We start from the raw sequence: 19,107 nt of genomic DNA on the forward strand, positions 1-19,107 counted from the left end.
GCTGTAAGTCAATGCATCGCCGTCAGCATCGGTGGCCACCAGGGTCGTCACTGCGGTGGTGTTTTCAGCCACACTCGCTTTGCTTGAGGTGGCAAATACAGGGGCTTCGTTGGGCACTCCAATCTGAACGCTGCTCCCAGCACTAGTTGAGATTGCTCCTGTGTTATCGCCTGTCCAATTGGCAGCATCGGAAATTCGCACCAACCACGTGACCTTATCGGCTATACCCGTTGGCCCAGTGTATTGCACGTTATCTAGCTGTGAAGCGCCTCCCGGCAGGCCAATCGCATTCGTGCCATTCGTCAGCGTATTCTGACTACCCGTGCTATCGGGAAGCATGGAGTCTCGCAACGTTGCGCCAATAGACGTATTCCAATTACTACTATCTACGGTACCGCCAGAGTTATTCATACCAAAAATAAATAAGGGATTACTGTCGGCACCTTGGTAGATAAATACGCTATCGCCAGCGAGGTTCATGGGGTCAGTGACAGTGAAACTACTTGAAACGATGTCTGCAGTTAAATCCACATTCGCTGTTTTATTGATCAACGTTGTTACTTCATCGGAACCGCCCATAAACAGTTCGAATACGCCTCCCGCATTAATAGGGCTGCCCACTGTCCATGTAATAACTCCATCACCGGTAGAAGAAGTCGTAAAAGCGTTGGTCGACTGATCCCAACCTTTGTCCGTGAACTTAATGACAGTGCCCGCTGGTAAATCGACCAGCGTGGTGAAAGTGATCGTGTCGTTGAGGGCATTCCAGCCCAGAACAGCCATATCGCCAGGATTAAGCATGGGCGGGTTATCACCTTCATCGTCAGTAACGTTAATGGTTACGGACTGATTAGTCGTTGCGCTGTTCTGATCAGTCGCACTAATCGTCAGGGTATGACTGGTTGCGACTTCATAGTCGATGTCATCGGTATCATTGAGGGTAATAGCCCCGGTATTGGCATCAATGGCAAAAGCCGAATTACCGTCTAAATCCAGGTTTGGGTTACCGCTGACGATGCTATAGATGACATTAGCATCCTCGGCACCACCATCACCGTCATTCGCGTTAACATCCCCCACCACGGTGCCATTGGCTGAGTTTTCAGCAATAGAGAAGGGGCCGGAGTTAATGAACACAGGGGCATTGTTCGATGAGCCTACTGAGAGAACAAAACTGTCCAGCTTACCTCTGAACCCACCACTGGAAGACGTCATATAAAGTTTCGTGATGTCCGTCCAGCCTATACCAACGGTTTGAGGCGTCGAGACGGGGAGTGCTGCAGTCGTTATAGAATGACCCTTGTCAGACGTAATGGTGAAAACTTCACTCTCGCCTGACCAATGATACAAATAAAAACTCTCTGGAGAGAAAGCCGTATTGTTGAGGAATGAAAATGTTAGTTTAGTCTCATCAGTATAGGGGGAATTATTATCGCCAAACACAACATAAGGGGCATTATAGTCTGGATCCCAAGCCATAACGCCCGAAGAATCTCCATCGATAACCAGCGTTTCGCCGCCAACATTGATTTCTACATCTTTTCCGGAGTTTTCAGAACCATAGCCACCTTTATTGATAATATCTACTGCATCAAATGTTACTGTGACAGTAGAACTCAATAAATTTCTGAAATCCTTTAACGCCACTGAGTCAGGCTCTAGCGTACTTTCAATATTTCCCTGCCTAATCTCCAATACCCAGTCCCCACTCAGCTCCGCAGTTCCTGTGACATTGTCCGATGCCGCTACATCGGCATCCAGCCTTAAAGAGAGCTCTTCTATCAACTGAAGACCGGCATCATTACCTGCTACCTCACACCCATAGATCAACAGGTCACCACCATCCGAGAAACTCTTGCCAATAGCCTCCAGCACTGCACTGTACTGATCCAGATTACTAGCGCTTAAATAAGCCTGCCCAAGCTGAATACGACCAACGCTGCCATGTGAAAATAAGTGCAGGCTGTCGACGTCAGCTCGGCCTTCCAGCACACCCGCTAGCTCAATGAATCCGTCACCAAAGCCTGATAGCAGAACTACCTCAAGCCCTTGTGCCTGAGCGATGTCAACCAAAGAGTGGTAACCAGATACAGAGCGATCAATAACTGCAATTTGTAATGACTGATTAGCGGAGGTCATCGGTTGAGTTCTCTTCAGAGTTAGCAGGTTTTGTTGTGATTACATTTGCTTGGGTGGCATTCAAATCCCGCCAAAACTCCATACCTTGAAATCGTTTGAAAAGATCAGGGGGCAGGATCGTGCGGCGGCTTAAAAATTCCACTTTGGGCCGAACTTTATGAAGGCCAGATACCCCCAGCGCTTCATCATACTCAGGTGCATCGTATTCAACGTTTTCAAAATCATGTGCGTAGTCTGGTTCACCCAAAAACTTGTAAACTAGCGGCATGATTTTTTGCGGCGCTTTCGCTAGCAGGTCATATTCGATGACCAGCAGGGAAGCGGAATGCTCGCCATAAAAAGCTTCTTTTAATCCGGTATAAGCGCGGCCGATCAAAGCGTCGTGGCCCATTAATGCCTCCGCCCGACCAAACACAGTGCCCTGATTATTTGGCCCAAACAGACGGGTAAAGTGATAAGGGTTGTTTCTTACCTGCAACTCTAGGCTATCGACCACCCATGACAGATCACGCACACAGGCAATGACCCGCGCTTCGGGAAAGAGCCGGTTTATTAAAGTCATTCGTGAGGCCCACTGACGATTAGTATCAACCACTACTGGCCTGTCAGTGAGACTCTGATAATAGTTATCAAACAAGCCTCGCAAAATATCCTTACGCTGTTTTTCACTCACCGTAGAACCTACATCACCACCAGGACTCATTATCTGCATCGCACCGCTCACTAACGAACCTAGACCAGAGGTCATATCCGCGTGAAAACGTGGGTTCTGGCGCAGCAAGGCAGCCAACAAGGTGGAACCCGACCGTGGCAGGCCAGTGATAAAGTGAAAACTCATAAGGTACCTTGGCCGCCACTAGGGGGCGAAAAAAAGCTATAGAAAAGCATAAACTAGTAAGTCAAGGCGAAGAGACAAAACTAGCCATGAGGCATCTCATTTTCAGTGGTGGGACATTCCACGAACCGCCATTGTTTTAATTATTGGGATAATTAAAACTTAATATATGGAATGATTAAAAATGTCAACAAAAAAGATGATGGAACTAATTATAAACCCAATGGCTCAAGGCCGAACGGCTATACGACTTGTAACCTTTCCAACAACGGTAGGCGCTTATGCATGAAGTTACGCGCTTGATACAAAAGAGCTTGCAGATTTTCTTCGTCCGAGGAAAGCGGTTTACCATCACGTATTAGCAGCTGCCCTTGAGCCTTAAATACATTCCATGCTGCCTCTGCCCACTCCTCAGGCTGCACCATGCCTGCACGGCGAGCATCAAGGAAGCGCTGTTCAACTGCTCCAACACTTATCCCACCGCCAGTAACAGGGCTTGCAAGATAACCCATTTCAGCGCCAAGCATTGCCTGACGGCACAGGTGCTCGTTGAGCCGTGCACATTGGTTACGCACAAGCGCAGATGTTTGCGGTGATTGTGCTGGCACGACCACGCCCTTACCGATCAATACCATCAATGCTTCACGTAGCTGTTTAAATGTCACTCCTGCTTTTCCTACATCTGCTTCCATCTCACCTATGGTTCGCACACGCTGGTCGCTCAACGCCTCCAGCAACGGCTGGTAAATGGGTAGCTGCAACGCAGCAACGCCGTGCGCGCCTCTCACCTCAAGGGCTACTTCATCAGCAGGCTGCAACAGCACCACGTGTTCAAGACGTAGCTTTTCTGCTACTTCCAGAGAGTTGAGACGGCGAGCACCTTTTAACCAATAATCACGCCGAAAACGTTGGTTAGTCATGACATCACGGGTAGCCGCCTGCAGCAATGGGTTGCCAATCTCTTTTAGCAACACCTGCTGGGGAGAACTAAGCTGTAACCCATCGATATCATCAAGGGGCTGTGCCGACCCGGCATAGCTAAGACGCGCTTCGTTCAACCAGTTGCCTAATTGAGTAACGCTCATTGGTGTCCAGTCACGGTTCAATAGCTCATGGGCCAGATAACGACGATCCTGTGATTTAAACTGCACCAAAGCCTGCTTAAGCTGAGGATGAGCACGAGCAAAAGCGGGGTCGCTTAGCCACAACCGTTCAACAAAGACAAGCGCTGCTTCTAACTGCTCGGATGTACTACCTACAGGCGAACCCATCACATCAGCATGCGCCCTAATCAAATCACGCACCGGCAACATTGCAGCCCAACCCGGTAGCGTGTTGTAACTGACATATATGGCTCCGCCGGGGTTTAAGCGGCGGCGAATAAAGTCAACGATGGTGTGCCGGTTGGTGTCCCCCACCCAACTCCAGATGCCATGCAAAGCGATGTAATCGAACATGGGTAGATCATCCCGCGCGCAAAATGTCGCGAAGTCGTCATCAGAGAGATGAATATTGACCCCGCCCGCCTTTGCCGTTTCACGAGCATACGCCACGTGGGCGGCATTGAAGTCGGTACCCTGCCAGGCCACCGATGAAGCAGCAGCATGCAGATTGACGCTTACCCCCTGTCCAAACCCCAGTTCACAGGCATGCTCAATAACAGGCGGCATCCACCCCGCATTGAGCAGCACCAAACGAAGGCGCAATGGGTTCAGTTCAGCGTAATAGCCATGAGTATATTCCTGATCGGTGACGTAGCCTGCATCCATCGATGCCATCTCAATTCTCCAATGAAGTATTCATCAATTCTTATAAATTAGGCGATATTATGGGCTGGAGATTCCCCACTGACCTCGACTTTAAAACGCGCTAACTCAGCATTTACCTTTACCATGTCTCTTACTGCTTTATCGCGCCGCTGCGAATCGTCCCCCATTAGCTGTTCTCTATAGGTAACACACATTGCTAACGCGGCAGCCTGCCCAGTCTTAGGTTCAGCAGCTAGCGTTACAGCAAGCGAAGTGAGACGATCATGCATAAAACCAAACAGGCTCTCTGTCATCGCCCCCTCGCTCAATACAGCTTCAGAAGGATAAAAGGCACCTGCCTGCGTGAGGGCAAGCATATAATTGCTAGCAGATTGAAACTGGACAAAGCCGCTAGCGGTCACGCTGATTAACGGAAAGTAAGGCGCCAGTGAAGGAATAAGATGATTAGGGTGAATACGTGCCTGCCAATAGCGCGCAGCCACCCTTGAGAAATGATGGAAATCTCTAATAGGCACGAATCGCGCCTCAGCGAAGGGGAGTATTTCAACCGGTGGCTTATGTGGGTTTACAGTATCGTTGGCCACATCCACGTAAAGAGTACCCACCAATAACGCATTCTGAAAATATTCGCCGCGCAAATCGCCCCAAACTTGGCGTACCGAACCACCCTGGCGCACAAAACTTATCAAAGTCTTAAGCCCCCTAGCAGCATCAGGTTCAAGCGTGCGAGGTTCAAGTACGCGCAAATGCTGAAAAACAGCCTCGGAGATTTCTAAGCACTGGCCCAGCGGGTAAGGCTTGCCCTGCTTCAGCGGCCTTAGTTGATAAAGCTCGGTATCCAACGCTTGGCGCATACCAACAAACAGTGCAGTAAGCGACCCAATTAAGGGCATCAGAAACTGATCTGTTAGCGCTTGTTGTAGCGCTGCATCAACTAGTCGCGGCTCATTCGGTAACAGCGGCATTAACACTCCCACATGGAACATGCAGTAAAAAACCAAGAGCATATAACAACATCTGCTTACTTATTAGTCGCTATAGGCGGGGCATGCCAAAATTCAAAGCTACTGTTACTATTATGTCGTTATCCCTGGAATAAAGGATCGGCATAAAGAAAACCACACGCTTGTGACTAAACTGCAATCAGCTTCCGCGGCTGATGGCAAATCATGTCTGCGCCGTAAAAACAAGCAAATATTGACATGCTAGCTTTTCAATATAAAGCCTCTACTTCCTAATCGAGGCTGACATATTCTACTGGTGGTTTAATAACGTTTTCTGTCATCCTACTTTTGTACCCATCAATGCAACTTTACCCAATGAGCACCAAAAAATCAGGCATGTCTTTTTGGCGTACAGCATGAGCCATTACACCAATGCCCTCTTTAAGTTAAGTAACCGGAATCACAACCACCTTTTGGTAGGCGGGACGTTCCGCGATTTGTTGATACCAGCGCTCTAGGTGGCTGCGCGGCTGCCAGGTTAAGCCAATATGCCATAAGTTGTAGATAAACGGCGCCACGGCGATATCGCCCAGGCCAAATTGATTGCCTGAAAAATACACCTGCTTGGCCAGCACGTTATCCAGCAGTTCAAACAGCTCTTCGCAGGCCTGCATGCCCGCTTCAAGAGCGGCGTGATCGCGCTTATCGGGTGGGGTTCTGACATACCCCATCAAGATAGTGCGATGCTTGGGTGACAGGGTGTTGTTTGCCCAGTCCATCCACTTTTCTGCCTGCGCCCGTTCGGCGGGGGCTTCGATCCATAGCTTGTTTTGGCCGTACTGCGCTGCCAGATAGCGGATGATCGTGTTGGACTCCCACAGCACGCTGTTGGTGGCGTCGTCTTTGAGTAGCGGCACCAGGCCATTGGGGTTCATGGCCAGGTATTCCGGGGTGTTATTTACCCCGTGCTCAAGACCCGCCTGAATCTGCTCAAAGGGCAGTCCCAGTTCTTCTAGCACCCACAGCACTTTTTTGACGTTGGTAGAGTTGTTGCGGCCCCAAAGCGTGATCATGGCAATCCTTGTGTTTACGAGTAGGGAGAAAGCTGAGTTTGCCTCGCATGGGGTTGGGTGGCAAGTTGGGGCTTTTGTGGCAGGGCTGGGGCGGCTTCGCCGCCCTCTCGCGGGTGCCTCGTTTCTCGCTGCGCTCGCTACTCGTTACCACGCGCTACAAAACACCGCTCCTCACCACTTACGATTCACACCTCACGGTTCCCGCCTCACCATTTACGCCTCACACCTCACGATTCACCTTTTTCATCCTGATAAAACTTCATCAGGCTTGAGAAGTCGAGCTTACCGTTGCCCTTGGCTTTATGCAGGGTAAACAGTGACCGGGCGGCGGAGCCCATGGGGACTGCGGAGGCGCTTTGCTGGCTGATATCCATGGCAAGGCCTAGGTCTTTGATCATTAAATCTACCTGAAAACCGCCTTGGTAGTTTTTGGAGGCTGGTGCATTTTCCATTACCCCTGGGTAGGGGTTGTAAACATTCAGCGCCCAGTTACCGCCGGAGCTCTGTTTCATAATTTCAGACAACACCGCGGGATCGAGGCCATTTTTGATGCCCATATTGATCGCTTCGCAGGTGCCCGCCATCAAGATGGACAGCAGCATGTTGTTGCATGCTTTAGCCACTTGCCCCGCGCCATGGTCGCCAGCGTGGAAGATATTTTTACCCATGGCTTCCAGCACTGGCTTAGCCTGCCGGAACTCGGCCACGCTGCCACCCACAATAAAGGTCAGTGTGGCCGCTTGAGCGCCGCCTACCCCACCGGAAACCGGCGCATCCACAAAGCCGATACCCAGCTTCTCACCGTCAGCGGCAACGCTACGGGCGGTATCGCCGTCAATGGTAGAACAATCGATCACCAGAGCACCCCGCTTGATCACATCAAATAGCGGCGCATCGTCTTCAATGTATAGCCCGCGTACATGCTTGCCTGCGGGCAACATTGAAATGATAAAGTCGGCATCGGTGGCCGCTTCCTGAGCCGAAAAAGCCACTTCACAGCCATTGGCTTTGGCGGTGTCTTGCGCCGCTTGAGAAAGATCAAAGGCGCGAACCTCAAAGCCTGCTTTTACTAGATTGGCAGCCATGGGGCCACCCATATTGCCCAGACCGATAAATGCGATGGTATTCATTTTATTATCCTTATCAGCAAGTTGTGTGAACCCAGTCATGAAAACCCAGTTCTGGAAATATAGTACTAACGTAGATCCGCTAGAGGATTTTGCGACCAGGGGCAAGATAGCAGCTCATTGATAAAGCTATCCTCTACCGAGGCCACATCGGGATACGTCCATGCCGGTTGGCCGTCTTTGTCGACTAGCAGCGCGCGAACCCCTTCAGGGAATTCACGGTGACGGCAGCACTGTACCGACAGCGCCATCTCTGATTGGAACACTTCCGCTAGCGACATATGCTTAGCGCGCTTGAGCTGCTCATCAATCAATTTAACAGACACCGGGCTGCCTTGGGCCAGGGTTTTCTGCGCTTTGCTAAACCATTTATCGTCGCTTTCCACCGCGGCAATGGCCGCTACAATCTGCTCTACGCTATCGTGATCCATCAACTCGCGAATCAGCGCAGCGTGCTTATGTATCGGTGCTTCCAAGTCGGCAAAGGCGGGCTGAGAGGCCTGCTCCAACTCACGCATCACGCGATTGACCACACCGTGGGCGTCGGTCTGCTCGCCTTTACCCCAGGCGGCTTTGCTTAGCTGTTGCATCAGGCTGTCGCGCTGGTCGCTGGCGATACAGCGGTCGGCCAAGCCAAGCTGCAAGGCATCTAGCGCATTAATCTGACAGCCGGTCATGGCTAGAAAACGTCCCGCACCGTTGGCCAGCCGGTTCAAAAACCAGCTGGCGCCCACATCGGGGTAAAGGCCGATGGTCACCTCCGGCATGGCCAGGCGCGAGGTCTCGGTGACTATGCGGTGGGTGCTGGCACTTAACAGCCCCATACCGCCACCCATGACAATGCCACTGCCCCAGCAGATCACCGGCTTTGGATAGGTGTGCAGCAGAAAGTCGAGCCGATACTCGGTTTCGAAAAAACGCTCTGGAAAGCTGGGGTCGCCCTCACCAGTAATGGTTTTATACAGGTTTACGACATCGCCACCGGCACAAAAGGCTTTCTCACCGGCGCTATCCAGCAGTATCGCCACGACCCGTTCGTCGGTGGCCCACCCTTTTAAGCGCGGCAGCATCAGTTCAATCATTTCAAGCGTTAACGCATTCAGCGAGCGCTCGGCATTAAGTTTAATCTCGCCGATGACATGGCCATCATCGGTGGGGTATTCAGTAAACAGTACGCTGCTCATTGGCTCTCCTTCTCCTCTTACAGCTCGGTGGCACCGTCGGCCAGCACCCGGCGGGAGATAATCAGGCGCATAATTTCGTTGGTGCCCTCCAAAATTCGGTGCACACGGGTATCGCGCACGTAGCGCTCCATGGGGTACTCCTTGATATAGCCGTTGCCACCGTATAGCTGCAGCGCTTCATCGCACACTTTAAAGCCCACATCGGTAGCAAAGCGCTTGGCCATGGCACAGTAGGTCGGGGCATCGGCGTGCCCTGCATCTAGCTTGGTGGCCGCCATACGCACTAACTGGCGCGCGGCGACCAGCTCGGTGACCATATCGGCCAAGCGGAACTGCAGCGCCTGAAACTCGGCCAAGTGCTTGCCGAACTGTTTGCGCTCCCGCATATATTCCCGCGCCTTGTTGATCGCCTGCTGGGCGGTACCGATGGAGCAGGTGGCAATATTGATCCGGCCACCGTCGAGGCCCTTCATGGCAATTTTGAAACCGTCGCCTTCATTGCCGAGCAGGTGATTGGCGGGCACCCGCACGTCTTCAAAGGTGATCATGCGCGTGGGTTGGCTGTTCCAGCCCATCTTCTCTTCTTTACGCCCGTAGCTGATGCCGTCACTCTTGGCATCCACGGCAAACGCCGAGACGCCGCTAGCCCCTTCGCCACCGGTACGCGCCATCACCACCAGAAAGTCGGTGCTACCGGCGCCGGAAATAAACATCTTGCTGCCGGTCAGCACGTAGTGATCACCATCGCGCTTGGCTGTCGTTTTTAACGATGCCGCGTCAGAGCCTGAATTGGGCTCGGTTAAACAGTAAGAGCCCAGCAACTCGCCCGTGGCCAGCCTTGCGCCCCATTGCTCTACGGCTTCCGGTGTGCCGAAATCCGCCAGCATCCAGGTGACCATATTGTGGATGGTCAGATACGCAGTGGTGGACGTGCAGCCCATGGAGAGCTGCTCGAAAATGATGCTGGCATCAAGCCGTGAAAGCCCTAACCCGCCCACGCTTTCCGGGGCATAAAGGGAACAAAAGCCCAGCTCGCCCGCTTTACGTATTACATCAACGGGAAAGAACGAGGTTTGATCCCATTCGGCGGCATGGGGCTCCAGCTCGTTTTGGGCGAACGCCCGCGCCATATCGGCAAAGGCGACTTGGTCTTCGTTAAGCTCAAAATTCATGGCGTATCTCCGCTAGTGTGCCTGCACACTGGGTGTTGTCGTTGTAATTGACGTTTACGTTAACTTATCTATTTACCCGGCTACAAGCAACATGCCAACGCTTGCGACCTTAGCCGTAGGCCTTTAATAAAAAATCAAAAAAAGGGCGCCAAACGGCGCCCAACGGTAAGCATCAATGCATAAGGGACAGAGAGGCTGTTGTTAAAAGTGTCTACTTAAAGTTTTTGCGATACATCTTGTCCAGCTCACCGATGATGCCGCTACGGAAGCTAAGCACGCAGATCACAAAAATGATGCCGAGAATCACGCTGACCCAGTTGCCCAGCGGCGATTGCGCCAAAATATGCTGCAGGCTGACCACAATACCTGCGCCCATTAACGGGCCCAGCAAGGTGCCCACACCGCCCAGCAAGGTCATCAGTATTACCTCACCGGACATATGCCAGTGCGCATCGGTCAACGAGGCCAGCTGGAAAACCACGGTTTTCGTTGAACCTGCCAAGCCTGCCAAACCGGCGGAGATAACAAACGCAACGAGCTTATAGGCATCGGTGTTGTAACCCAGCGAGACCGCTCGAGGTTCGTTTTCACGAATCGCTTTAAGCACCTGGCCAAACGGCGAGTGCACCGTGCGCTGAATCAGCGCGAAGCCAGCGATAAATATCGCGAAAACAAAGTAGTACATCGCCAGATTGCTGCTCAGGCTGATCACCCCAAACAGTTCGCCACGGGGGACTCCGTGCAAGCCATCCTCACCGCCAGTAAACGGCGCCTGCACAAACATGAAGTACACCAGCTGGGCGATCGCCAAAGTCACCATGGCAAAATAGATACCCTGACGCCTGATGGAGAGCACCCCAAACACCACCCCAAGCAGCGTGGCCAGAACAGTCCCGGCGATAATACCCAGCTCCGGGGTTAATCCAGGGTAGCTCGCCAACAGGTAGCCGGTTACGTACCCACCTGTCGCCAGGAACGCTGCATGACCAAAAGACAGCAGACCCGCATAGCCAAGCAGCAGATTGAAGGCGCAGGCGAACAGTGCAAAACAGAGCACTTTCATCAGGAACACGGGGTAGGCTAAAAACGGCGCGACCAAGCCCACCACAATCAACGCCAGATAGAACATATTACGGCGAAATTTAGCCCGCTTTTGACGCTCAAGTACCGCGGATGGCGCCGTCATTGGTTGAGATTCTGCCATGTTCATGCCTCCTTACCGAACAGCCCAACGGGGCGAAACATGAGCACAAGGATCATGACAAGAAAGATCACCGTATTAGCGGCTTCTGGGTAGTACACCTTGGTCAGCCCTTCGATGATACCCATTGAGAGTCCGGTGATAATGGCACCTAGAATCGAGCCCATACCGCCAATCACCACTACAGCGAACACCACGATCAACAGGCTTGACCCCATGGTTGGCGATACCGGATAGAGCGGCGCAGCCAGCACCCCGGCAAATGCGGCGAGCGCAACCCCAAACCCGTACGTTAGCGTTATCAACAACGGTACATTAACGCCAAAGGCCTGCATTAACTGCGAGTTTTCAGTACCCGCGCGCAGGTAAGCCCCCAGCCGCGTACGTTCGATCATGAACCAGGTGAACAGGCACATCGCCAGCGCTGCCACCAGCACCCAGGCGCGATAGGTAGGCAGGAACATAAAGCCCAGGTTCAGACCACCCTGAAAAATTTCCGGCGTGGCATAGCGTGCACCAGAAACACCGAAAAAATTGACCAGCGTGCCCTCAAAAATCAGCGCTAAACCGAAGGTCAGCAACAGCCCGTAAAGATGGTCTAAATGAGCGATCCTGCGCAGTAAAAAGCGCTCTAACAGAACACCAAAAGCGCCCACTACTAAAGGAACCAGCAGCAGCGCCAGCCAGTAATTAATGCCTAAATAACGAAAGCCTAACAATGCGGCGAAGGCCCCCAGCATGTATTGCGCCCCATGGGCAAAATTGACGATCTTCAACAGGCCGAAGATGACCGCCAGGCCCAGGCTAAGCAGTGCGTAAAAGGCGCCATTCACAAGGCCCAGCGTTAGCTGCCCCATAAACACGGCCATTGGCACGCCGAATATCATCGTCATAACGCGACTCTCCTCGCCGTCAAGCAGTTGGCGGCAACTTGCCGCCAACCGGTTCTACACATCACTTGCGATTGCTATCTGAACCAAGCTCAGCCTGGAGATTAGTTTTGCACCAATTTGCACTGGCTTTCCGATAGCGGGCGGTAGGCTTCTTCGGCGGGAATGGTGCTGAGGATTTCGTAAAGGTCCCACTCACCGGTGGAATCTTCGGGCGTTTTTACCTGAGCTAGGTACATGTCGTGAATCATGCGGCCGTCTTCACGAATAGTGCCGTTGCGGGCAAAGAAGTCTTCAATCGGCATTTCGGCCATTTGTGCGCGCACAGTTTCTGGGTCGTCAGTGCCCGCCGCTTCAACGGCTTTCAGGTAGTGCATAGTGCTGGAGTAAATGCCCGCTTGAACCATAGTCGGCATGCGGCCTACTTCATCAAAGTAGCGCTGCGCCCACTCGCGGGACTGTTCATCCATATCCCAATACCAGCCGGTGGTAAGCAACAGCCCTTGGGTGGCTTCTAACCCGAGTGCGTGTACGTCATTCAAGAAAATCAGTAGGCCCGCTAGCTGCTGGCCAGACTGGGTAATACCAAACTGGCTGGCGGTAGTAATGGCATTGACGGTGTCAGCGCCAGCGTTGGCAAGACCAATAATTTTCGCACCGGAACCTTGCGCCTGGAGAATGTAAGAGGAGAAGTCGTTAGTGGGGAACGGATGACGTACGCCGCCGACAATTTCACCGCCGCTTTCTTCCACAACTTTGGTTACATCACCCTCCAGTGCATGGCCAAAGGCGTAGTCAGCGGTCAACATAAACCACGTATCACCGCCCTGCTCTACAACGGCCTTGGCAGTACCATTAGCCAGTGGGTAGGTGTCGTATACCCAGTGAATATGGTTAGGGGTGCAGTGCTCGTTGGTAATGCTAGACGCCGCAGAGCCGGAGACGATGCCCAGACCGTTGTTCTCTTCCAGCACTTTGGTAACGGCAATGGACACAGAAGACGCCACCAGGCCGCCGACCATATCGACGTTATCCTGGTCGATCCAACCGCGTACCGTGTTCGCGCCTACGTCAGCGCTGTTACGATCGTCAGCACTGGAAATAACAATGGACGCACCGTTGACGCTACCGCCAAAATCGGCCACCGCCATTTCCATGGCAGTCAAACCGCCTGGGCCGGCTAGATCCCGATAGGTACCGGACATATCGGCCAAGTAGCCAATGCGCACTTCGCCATCGCTCATATCCGCCTGGGCGGTGGACACAGCGAGGCTTGAAGCTGCCGCGACGGCGATGCTGGCAGCCAGCGTTTTTTTCATAAAGGTCATGTTCGTCTCCTGGCCCTGGGGGCCTTGTTGTTGTGCAGCTGTTGTATCGTTGTTGAGCTGTTGTGTTACGAGGTGCGAATTGCAGTGTTAAGTGGTCATATTGTTATTTTGTGAACAGAGTCATGCTGGTATTAAAAGCGTTTAAACAAGGAGCGAGTCGAAGGTAGTCAGTGCGTTATACCCCCAGCATTGAGTTGAGATGTTCCCGCCGCGATGGCAACTGCGCGGCGCTGATTTCTTCGACAATCTGGCCGTGATCCATCACGAAGTGGCGATCTGCCAGCGGCGCCGCAAAGCGGAAATTCTGCTCCACCAGCACAATGGTCATACCGCGCTCTTTAAGCTGAACCAGCACTTCGGCCAGCTTCTGCACGATCACTGGCGCCAGGCCTTCGGTTATTTCATCCAGCAGCAGCATGCGTGCCCCGGTGCGCAGAATGCGCGCCATGGCCAGCATCTGCTGTTCGCCACCGGAAAGCCGCGTGCCCTGGCTTCTACGCCGCTCATACAGATTAGGAAACATGGCATAGATTTCATCGAGGCTCATCCCACCTGAGCGAACTGTTGGCGGCAACAGAAGATTTTCGTGGACATCCAAACTGGCAAAAATGCCGCGCTCTTCTGGGCAGTAACCAATCCCTAAACGCGGAATATGGTGAGGCTTCATATGCAACGTTTCATTGCCGTTAATCACAATCGAGCCAGTGCGCCGCCCCACCATATTCATAATCGATTTCAGCGTGGTGCTTCGCCCGGCGCCGTTGCGTCCTAACAGCGTCACCAGCTCGCCGCGCTTCACATCGAAATTAACGCCGTGCAGGATATGCGACTCGCCATAAAAGGCGTGCAGATCCTGAACGCGCAACATTTCCAGGCTTTGAACATTATCGATAGGCGCCTGCGCTTCAGCGGTATTCATACGGCAGCTCCCTCTTTTTCAGAACCATCCTCTTCCGCGGCGTCGCTGCCCATATAGGCTTCACGTACCAGTGGGTTACGAGAGACAGCCTGGTAATCACCCTCGGCCAAAACAGCGCCTCGTGCCAATACGGTAATGCGATCACACAGACGGCTAACCACGCTCAAGTTATGCTCTACCATTAATACCGTGCGCCCTTGGGACACGCGCTTGATCAGCGCCACGATACGATCCACATCTTCCGCGCCCATGCCTTGGGTCGGTTCATCCAGCAACATCATGGTAGGGTCAAGCGCCAACGTAGTGGCCAACTCAAGGGCTCTTTTACGCCCATAGGGCATCTCTACCGTTAAGGTATCGGCGTATTCACGTAGCCCAACTTCTTCAAGCAGCTCAAGGGCGCGCTCATTGAGGTGATCGAGGGATTTTTCGGATTTCCAGAAATGAAACGAGGTTCCCAGCTTGCGTTGTAACGCCACCCGAACATTCTCCAGTGCCGTCATATGGGCAAATACCGCAGAAATCTGAAAAGAACGCACCAAGCCTAACTGAGCAATTTCATTGGACTTCTTACCCGTGATCGACTTGCCACGATACAAAATATCGCCCCGGGTAGGCGGCAGAAATTTGGTCAACAAATTAAATACGGTGGTTTTACCCGCGCCATTGGGCCCTATCAACGCGTGTATATGTCCTTCCTGCACCTGAAGATTGACGTCGTCCACAGCGGTAAACCCGCGGAACTCTTTGGTTAGCCCTCGGGTTTCGAGGACAGGTCCCTGAAGGACATCGTTTGCACTCATAGAGTGGCAAGCCTCTTATTGTTGTTGTGCGAAATCTTTACAGGTAAGCAATAGCGACTGACGCTGCCTTACCTGAACGTAAGGTGTATGTGCAAACTAGCAACTCTCGCTATGGCAATACAATTACAACTTTGGTCTATCGAGGAGATTTCTTTACCTAAATAAACAACTTAAAAGCATAAATATCAATTACTTAAATATATTCAACGCTTTTAAACTGCTGACAATAATTGCTTTACGTTAACGTAAACTTGTTTTAGCCTCAGTAGCAGTGTTCCATAGAAGGTATATCTTAGGAATGATCCTTAGGAATGATTGTTAACAACATGCCTTTTGAGAGAACGTCGCCATGAGCAGAACCTACTCGATTAGCGAACTGGCCAGCGAGTTTGACTTGACCACCCGCAGCATACGTTTTTACGAAGACCAGGAGTTGCTTCATCCCACTCGTCGCGGGCAGACCCGGGTCTACAGCAGCAAGGACAGGGTGCGTCTCAAGCTGACGATTCGTGGCAAGCGACTGGGTTTTTCTCTGGCTGAGATTCGTGAACTATTCGAGTTATGGGACGAAACCCGCAGCGGCAGTAAAAAACAACTGCATTTAATGCTGAGCAAAATAGCTGAGCGTCGTGCAGCACTTGACCAGCAGATGAAAGACATCACGATGGTGCAACTAGAGCTGGAGAGCGCCGAAATTCGCTGCCGACAAGCATTAGAAGAGCTAAATGAAAAAGGGCCACACGAAAAACAATACGAAGAGGAGCGCTCGGGTACTTCTGATGGCTCTTCCGAAAAAAATGCGACCTCCTCTTCCGCCACCATGCACTGACTCGGCGCCCAGTCATCCATAACGCCAGCTCGACTCGCCAATACAGTTAGCCAGCATAAATAGCCCATATAAATAATTAGCGATAGGTAATTGACCATGTTTTCACACTACTCAGAACTGAACTTCGGCCTCGATGATGAACTGAACATGCTGCGTGAGCAGGTCAACGCCTTTGCCGCCAGCGAGATTGCCCCCCGCGCTGCTGAAATCGACCGCAACAATGAGTTCCCCAACGATTTGTGGAAGAAGTTTGGCGATATGGGGCTGCTGGGGATTACCGTCTCCGAAGAAGATGGTGGCAGCGGCATGGGCTATCTTGCCCATTGCATTGCCATGGAAGAGATTTCCCGGGCCAGCGCGTCGGTGGCGCTCTCTTACGGTGCCCACTCCAACCTGTGCGTCAACCAGCTCAAGATCAACGCCACGCCTGAGCAGAAAACCAAGTACCTGCCCAAGCTAATTAGCGGCGACCATGTGGGTGCTTTGGCGATGTCGGAACCCGGTGCCGGGTCTGATGTAGTCTCCATGCAACTTCGTGCTAAGCGAGACGGTGACCACTACATTCTTAACGGCAATAAAATGTGGATCACCAACGGCCCCGACGCGGATGTGCTGGTGGTCTACGCCAAGACCGACCCCGACGCCGGTTCTAAGGGCATCACTGCCTTTATTATCGAAAAAGGCATGCCCGGTTTCTCCACCGCCCAGAAGCTCGACAAGCTGGGTATGCGGGGCTCCAACACCTGCGAGCTGGTGTTTCAGGACTGCGCCGTCCCCGCTGAGAATATATTAGGCGGCGAAGGCAAAGGCGTTCGCGTGCTGATGAGTGGCCTGGATTACGAGCGCACCGTGCTGGCCGCGGGCCCTATCGGCATTATGCAGGCCGCCATGGACGTGGTGATGCCCTATATCCATGAACGCAAGCAGTTCAACCAGTCGATTGGTGAGTTCCAGCTAGTGCAGGGAAAGGTGGCCGATATGTACACCACTCTCAATGCCTGTCGCGCCTATCTTTATGCCGTGGCGGGTGCCTGCGATCGCGGCCAAACTTCCCGTAAAGACGCCGCGGGCGTGATTCTTTACTGTGCGGAAAAAGCCACCCAAGTGGCGCTGGACTCCATTCAGTTGCTGGGTGGCAACGGCTATATCAACGAATACCCCACTGGTCGCCTGCTGCGTGACGCCAAACTGTATGAAATTGGCGCGGGAACCAGCGAGATCCGGCGGATGCTGATTGGTCGCGAACTGTTCACTGAAACCAAATAAAAGGCCGCGCCATGAGCACCGTGAATAGTCAGATCAATCCGCGCAGCGATGTGTTTCAAGCCAATGAAGCGTCCATGCTGGGTGAAGTCAATAAACTGCGTGAGCTAACCGCCGCCGTCGCCCAAGGCGGCGGCCCCAAAGCCCGGGAGCGTCACGAAAGCCGCGGCAAACTGTTTGTGCGCGACCGCATTGATCACCTGATCGATGAAGGCTCTCCGTTTTTAGAGTTCTCCGCCCTCGCGGCCCACAACATCTATGACAGCGAGATACCCGCGGCGGGCGTAGTCACCGGCATTGGCCGGGTGTCCGGCGTTGAGTGTGTGATTGTGGCTAACGACGCCACAGTAAAAGGCGGCACCTACTTCCCGCTCTCGGTGAAAAAGCACATTCGTGCTCAAGAGATCGCCCGTAAACATCGCCTGCCGTGCATCTATCTCGTCGACTCCGGCGGTGCCTTCTTGCCCCGCCAAGATGAAGTATTCCCCGATCGCGACCACTTCGGGCGCATCTTCTATAACCAGGCGACCATGTCCGCCGAGGGCATTCCACAAATTGCCGTGGTGATGGGTTCCTGCACCGCGGGCGGCGCTTATGTGCCAGCCATGGCGGATGAGTCGATCATTGTTAAGGAGCAGGGCACGATTTTCCTCGGGGGCCCTCCCTTGGTGAAAGCCGCCACCGGCGAAAGTATCAGCGCTGAAGACCTGGGCGGCGCCGACGTGCATGCCAAAGTCAGCGGCGTGGCCGACCACTACGCGGAAAACGACGCCCATGCACTGCAGCTGGCCCGCGCCTGTGTCTCGCGACTGAACTGGCAAAAGCGAGGCAAGCTAGCCATGCAGGCACCCAAGCCGCCCAAGCTCGACCCAGCTGAGCTATATGGCATCGTCGGCACCGACCTGAAAAAGCCATACGACGTGCGCGAAGTGATTGGTCGTATTGTCGACGACTCCGACTTCGATGAATTCAAGCGCTACTACGGCGACACCCTGGTCACCGGCTTTGCGCATATTCATGGCTACCCGGTAGGCATTGTGGCCAACAATGGCGTGCTGTTTTCCGAAAGTGCCGTGAAAGGCGCGCACTTTATCGAGCTCTGCGCCCAGCGCAAGATTCCGCTGATCTTTCTGCAGAACATTACCGGTTTTATGGTTGGCTCCAAGTACGAGCACGAAGGCATTGCCAAGCACGGCGCCAAGCTGGTCACTGCCGTTGCTTGTGCCAAGGTACCTAAGTACACCGTCCTGATTGGAGGCAGCTTCGGCGCTGGCAACTACGGTATGTGTGGACGCGCCTATGACCCCAACCTGCTGTTTATGTGGCCCAACGCGCGTATTTCCGTGATGGGTGGTGAGCAGGCAGCGGGCGTACTGGCCCAGGTGAAGCGTGAGCAACATGAGCGCGAAGGCCGCGAGTGGAGCAAAGAGGACGAAGAAGCCTTCAAGCAGCCCACCCGCGAGCAGTATGAGCACCAGGGTCACCCCTACTACGCCAGCGCCCGCTTATGGGACGACGGCGTGATTGATCCGCTGCAAACCCGCGATGTGCTGGGGCTCTCTCTAGCTGCCGCGATGAATGCAGACGTCGAAGAGACACGCTTCGGCGTGTTCCGGATGTAAGGGGCAATC

The 19,107-nt window shown here is 53.1% G+C and carries 16 protein-coding genes; 3 read left to right on the top strand and 13 right to left on the bottom strand.

Annotated elements, in window-relative coordinates; genetic code table 11:
* From J7J49_RS21995 to J7J49_RS22055, 13 genes are all read right to left on the bottom strand, one after another.
* The coding region (locus tag J7J49_RS21995; RefSeq protein ID WP_215095694.1) for a DUF4347 domain-containing protein at positions 1 to 2,139 on the bottom strand (2,139 nt) is incomplete at its 3' end.
* The gene (locus J7J49_RS22000) at positions 2,126 to 2,977 is read right to left on the bottom strand and encodes a sulfotransferase (protein ID WP_215095696.1); all 852 of its coding nucleotides are present in this window, start codon (positions 2,975 to 2,977) and stop codon (positions 2,126 to 2,128) included. The genes J7J49_RS21995 and J7J49_RS22000, both read right to left, overlap by 14 nt.
* Before the next feature lie 239 nt (positions 2,978 to 3,216).
* Positions 3,217 to 4,752, bottom strand: coding sequence for a methyltransferase regulatory domain-containing protein (locus J7J49_RS22005; RefSeq protein WP_215095698.1), 1,536 nt, complete (start codon positions 4,750 to 4,752; stop codon positions 3,217 to 3,219).
* A 38-nt stretch (positions 4,753 to 4,790) separates the two neighbouring features.
* Positions 4,791 to 5,708 (bottom strand): hypothetical protein, encoded by a 918-nt coding sequence (locus J7J49_RS22010; RefSeq protein WP_215095700.1) that lies wholly within the window; start codon positions 5,706 to 5,708, stop codon positions 4,791 to 4,793.
* Positions 5,709 to 6,133: 425 nt separating this feature from the next.
* A complete protein-coding gene (locus tag J7J49_RS22015; protein ID WP_215095702.1) occupies positions 6,134 to 6,760 on the bottom strand; it encodes a glutathione S-transferase family protein in 627 nt (208 codons plus the stop codon).
* A 227-nt stretch (positions 6,761 to 6,987) separates the two neighbouring features.
* Positions 6,988 to 7,929, bottom strand: coding sequence for a 3-hydroxyisobutyrate dehydrogenase (mmsB, locus tag J7J49_RS22020; RefSeq protein WP_215095704.1), 942 nt, complete (start codon positions 7,927 to 7,929; stop codon positions 6,988 to 6,990).
* A 26-nt stretch (positions 7,930 to 7,955) separates the two neighbouring features.
* Positions 7,956 to 9,071 (bottom strand): enoyl-CoA hydratase/isomerase family protein, encoded by a 1,116-nt coding sequence (locus tag J7J49_RS22025; RefSeq protein ID WP_215095705.1) that lies wholly within the window; start codon positions 9,069 to 9,071, stop codon positions 7,956 to 7,958.
* A gap of 17 nt (positions 9,072 to 9,088) precedes the next feature.
* Positions 9,089 to 10,243, bottom strand: a complete 1,155-nt coding sequence (locus tag J7J49_RS22030) for an acyl-CoA dehydrogenase family protein (protein WP_215095707.1) — start codon at positions 10,241 to 10,243, stop codon at positions 9,089 to 9,091.
* Positions 10,244 to 10,454: 211 nt separating this feature from the next.
* Complete coding sequence (locus J7J49_RS22035) at positions 10,455 to 11,447, bottom strand: branched-chain amino acid ABC transporter permease (RefSeq protein ID WP_064233111.1); 993 nt, start codon at positions 11,445 to 11,447, stop codon at positions 10,455 to 10,457.
* 2 nt (positions 11,448 to 11,449) lie between these two features.
* Positions 11,450 to 12,337: a branched-chain amino acid ABC transporter permease gene (locus tag J7J49_RS22040; RefSeq protein WP_064233112.1), complete on the bottom strand. Its 888-nt coding sequence runs from the start codon at positions 12,335 to 12,337 to the stop codon at positions 11,450 to 11,452.
* Between the two features lie 101 nt (positions 12,338 to 12,438).
* Entirely contained in the window at positions 12,439 to 13,662 is a 1,224-nt protein-coding gene (locus J7J49_RS22045; RefSeq protein ID WP_215095709.1) for an ABC transporter substrate-binding protein, read from the bottom strand.
* A gap of 175 nt (positions 13,663 to 13,837) precedes the next feature.
* Positions 13,838 to 14,581, bottom strand: a complete 744-nt coding sequence (locus J7J49_RS22050; RefSeq protein ID WP_064233114.1) for an ABC transporter ATP-binding protein — start codon at positions 14,579 to 14,581, stop codon at positions 13,838 to 13,840.
* A complete protein-coding gene (locus tag J7J49_RS22055) occupies positions 14,578 to 15,384 on the bottom strand; it encodes an ABC transporter ATP-binding protein (RefSeq protein WP_064233115.1) in 807 nt (268 codons plus the stop codon). The genes J7J49_RS22050 and J7J49_RS22055 overlap by 4 nt, the downstream gene beginning before the upstream one ends.
* A 349-nt stretch (positions 15,385 to 15,733) precedes the next feature.
* Here J7J49_RS22055 and J7J49_RS22060 point away from each other — a divergent pair, with 349 nt between their 5' ends.
* The 3 genes from J7J49_RS22060 to J7J49_RS22070 all read left to right on the top strand — a co-directional run bounded on the left by J7J49_RS22060 (position 15,734) and on the right by J7J49_RS22070 (position 19,098).
* Positions 15,734 to 16,213 carry a MerR family transcriptional regulator gene (locus J7J49_RS22060; protein WP_215095711.1) on the top strand — a complete coding sequence of 160 codons (480 nt, stop codon included), beginning with the start codon at positions 15,734 to 15,736 and terminating at the stop codon, positions 16,211 to 16,213.
* 96 nt (positions 16,214 to 16,309) lie between these two features.
* Positions 16,310 to 17,479, top strand: a complete 1,170-nt coding sequence (locus J7J49_RS22065; RefSeq protein WP_215095713.1) for an isovaleryl-CoA dehydrogenase — start codon at positions 16,310 to 16,312, stop codon at positions 17,477 to 17,479.
* A gap of 11 nt (positions 17,480 to 17,490) precedes the next feature.
* Positions 17,491 to 19,098 carry a carboxyl transferase domain-containing protein gene (locus J7J49_RS22070; protein ID WP_215095714.1) on the top strand — a complete coding sequence of 536 codons (1,608 nt, stop codon included), beginning with the start codon at positions 17,491 to 17,493 and terminating at the stop codon, positions 19,096 to 19,098.
* Positions 19,099 to 19,107 lie beyond the last annotated feature (9 nt).

The sequence above is a fragment of the Halomonas sp. ISL-56 genome (genome assembly GCF_018612805.1).
Taxonomy (GTDB): Bacteria; Pseudomonadota; Gammaproteobacteria; order Pseudomonadales; family Halomonadaceae; genus Vreelandella.

Coding starts and splice junctions, on each gene's coding strand:
- J7J49_RS22065 (WP_215095713.1), top strand. CDS start 16,310: ATGTTTTCACACTACTCAGAACTGAACTTCGGCCTCGATGATGAACTG.
- J7J49_RS22005 (WP_215095698.1), bottom strand. CDS start 4,752: ATGGCATCGATGGATGCAGGCTACGTCACCGATCAGGAATATACTCAT.
- J7J49_RS22010 (WP_215095700.1), bottom strand. CDS start 5,708: ATGCCGCTGTTACCGAATGAGCCGCGACTAGTTGATGCAGCGCTACAA.
- J7J49_RS22030 (WP_215095707.1), bottom strand. CDS start 10,243: ATGAATTTTGAGCTTAACGAAGACCAAGTCGCCTTTGCCGATATGGCG.
- J7J49_RS22050 (WP_064233114.1), bottom strand. CDS start 14,581: ATGAATACCGCTGAAGCGCAGGCGCCTATCGATAATGTTCAAAGCCTG.
- J7J49_RS22025 (WP_215095705.1), bottom strand. CDS start 9,071: ATGAGCAGCGTACTGTTTACTGAATACCCCACCGATGATGGCCATGTC.
- J7J49_RS22035 (WP_064233111.1), bottom strand. CDS start 11,447: ATGGCAGAATCTCAACCAATGACGGCGCCATCCGCGGTACTTGAGCGT.
- J7J49_RS22060 (WP_215095711.1), top strand. CDS start 15,734: ATGAGCAGAACCTACTCGATTAGCGAACTGGCCAGCGAGTTTGACTTG.
- J7J49_RS22015 (WP_215095702.1), bottom strand. CDS start 6,760: ATGATCACGCTTTGGGGCCGCAACAACTCTACCAACGTCAAAAAAGTG.
- mmsB (WP_215095704.1), bottom strand. CDS start 7,929: ATGACTGGGTTCACACAACTTGCTGATAAGGATAATAAAATGAATACC.
- J7J49_RS22000 (WP_215095696.1), bottom strand. CDS start 2,977: ATGAGTTTTCACTTTATCACTGGCCTGCCACGGTCGGGTTCCACCTTG.
- J7J49_RS22070 (WP_215095714.1), top strand. CDS start 17,491: ATGAGCACCGTGAATAGTCAGATCAATCCGCGCAGCGATGTGTTTCAA.
- J7J49_RS22045 (WP_215095709.1), bottom strand. CDS start 13,662: ATGACCTTTATGAAAAAAACGCTGGCTGCCAGCATCGCCGTCGCGGCA.
- J7J49_RS22055 (WP_064233115.1), bottom strand. CDS start 15,384: ATGAGTGCAAACGATGTCCTTCAGGGACCTGTCCTCGAAACCCGAGGG.
- J7J49_RS22040 (WP_064233112.1), bottom strand. CDS start 12,337: ATGACGATGATATTCGGCGTGCCAATGGCCGTGTTTATGGGGCAGCTA.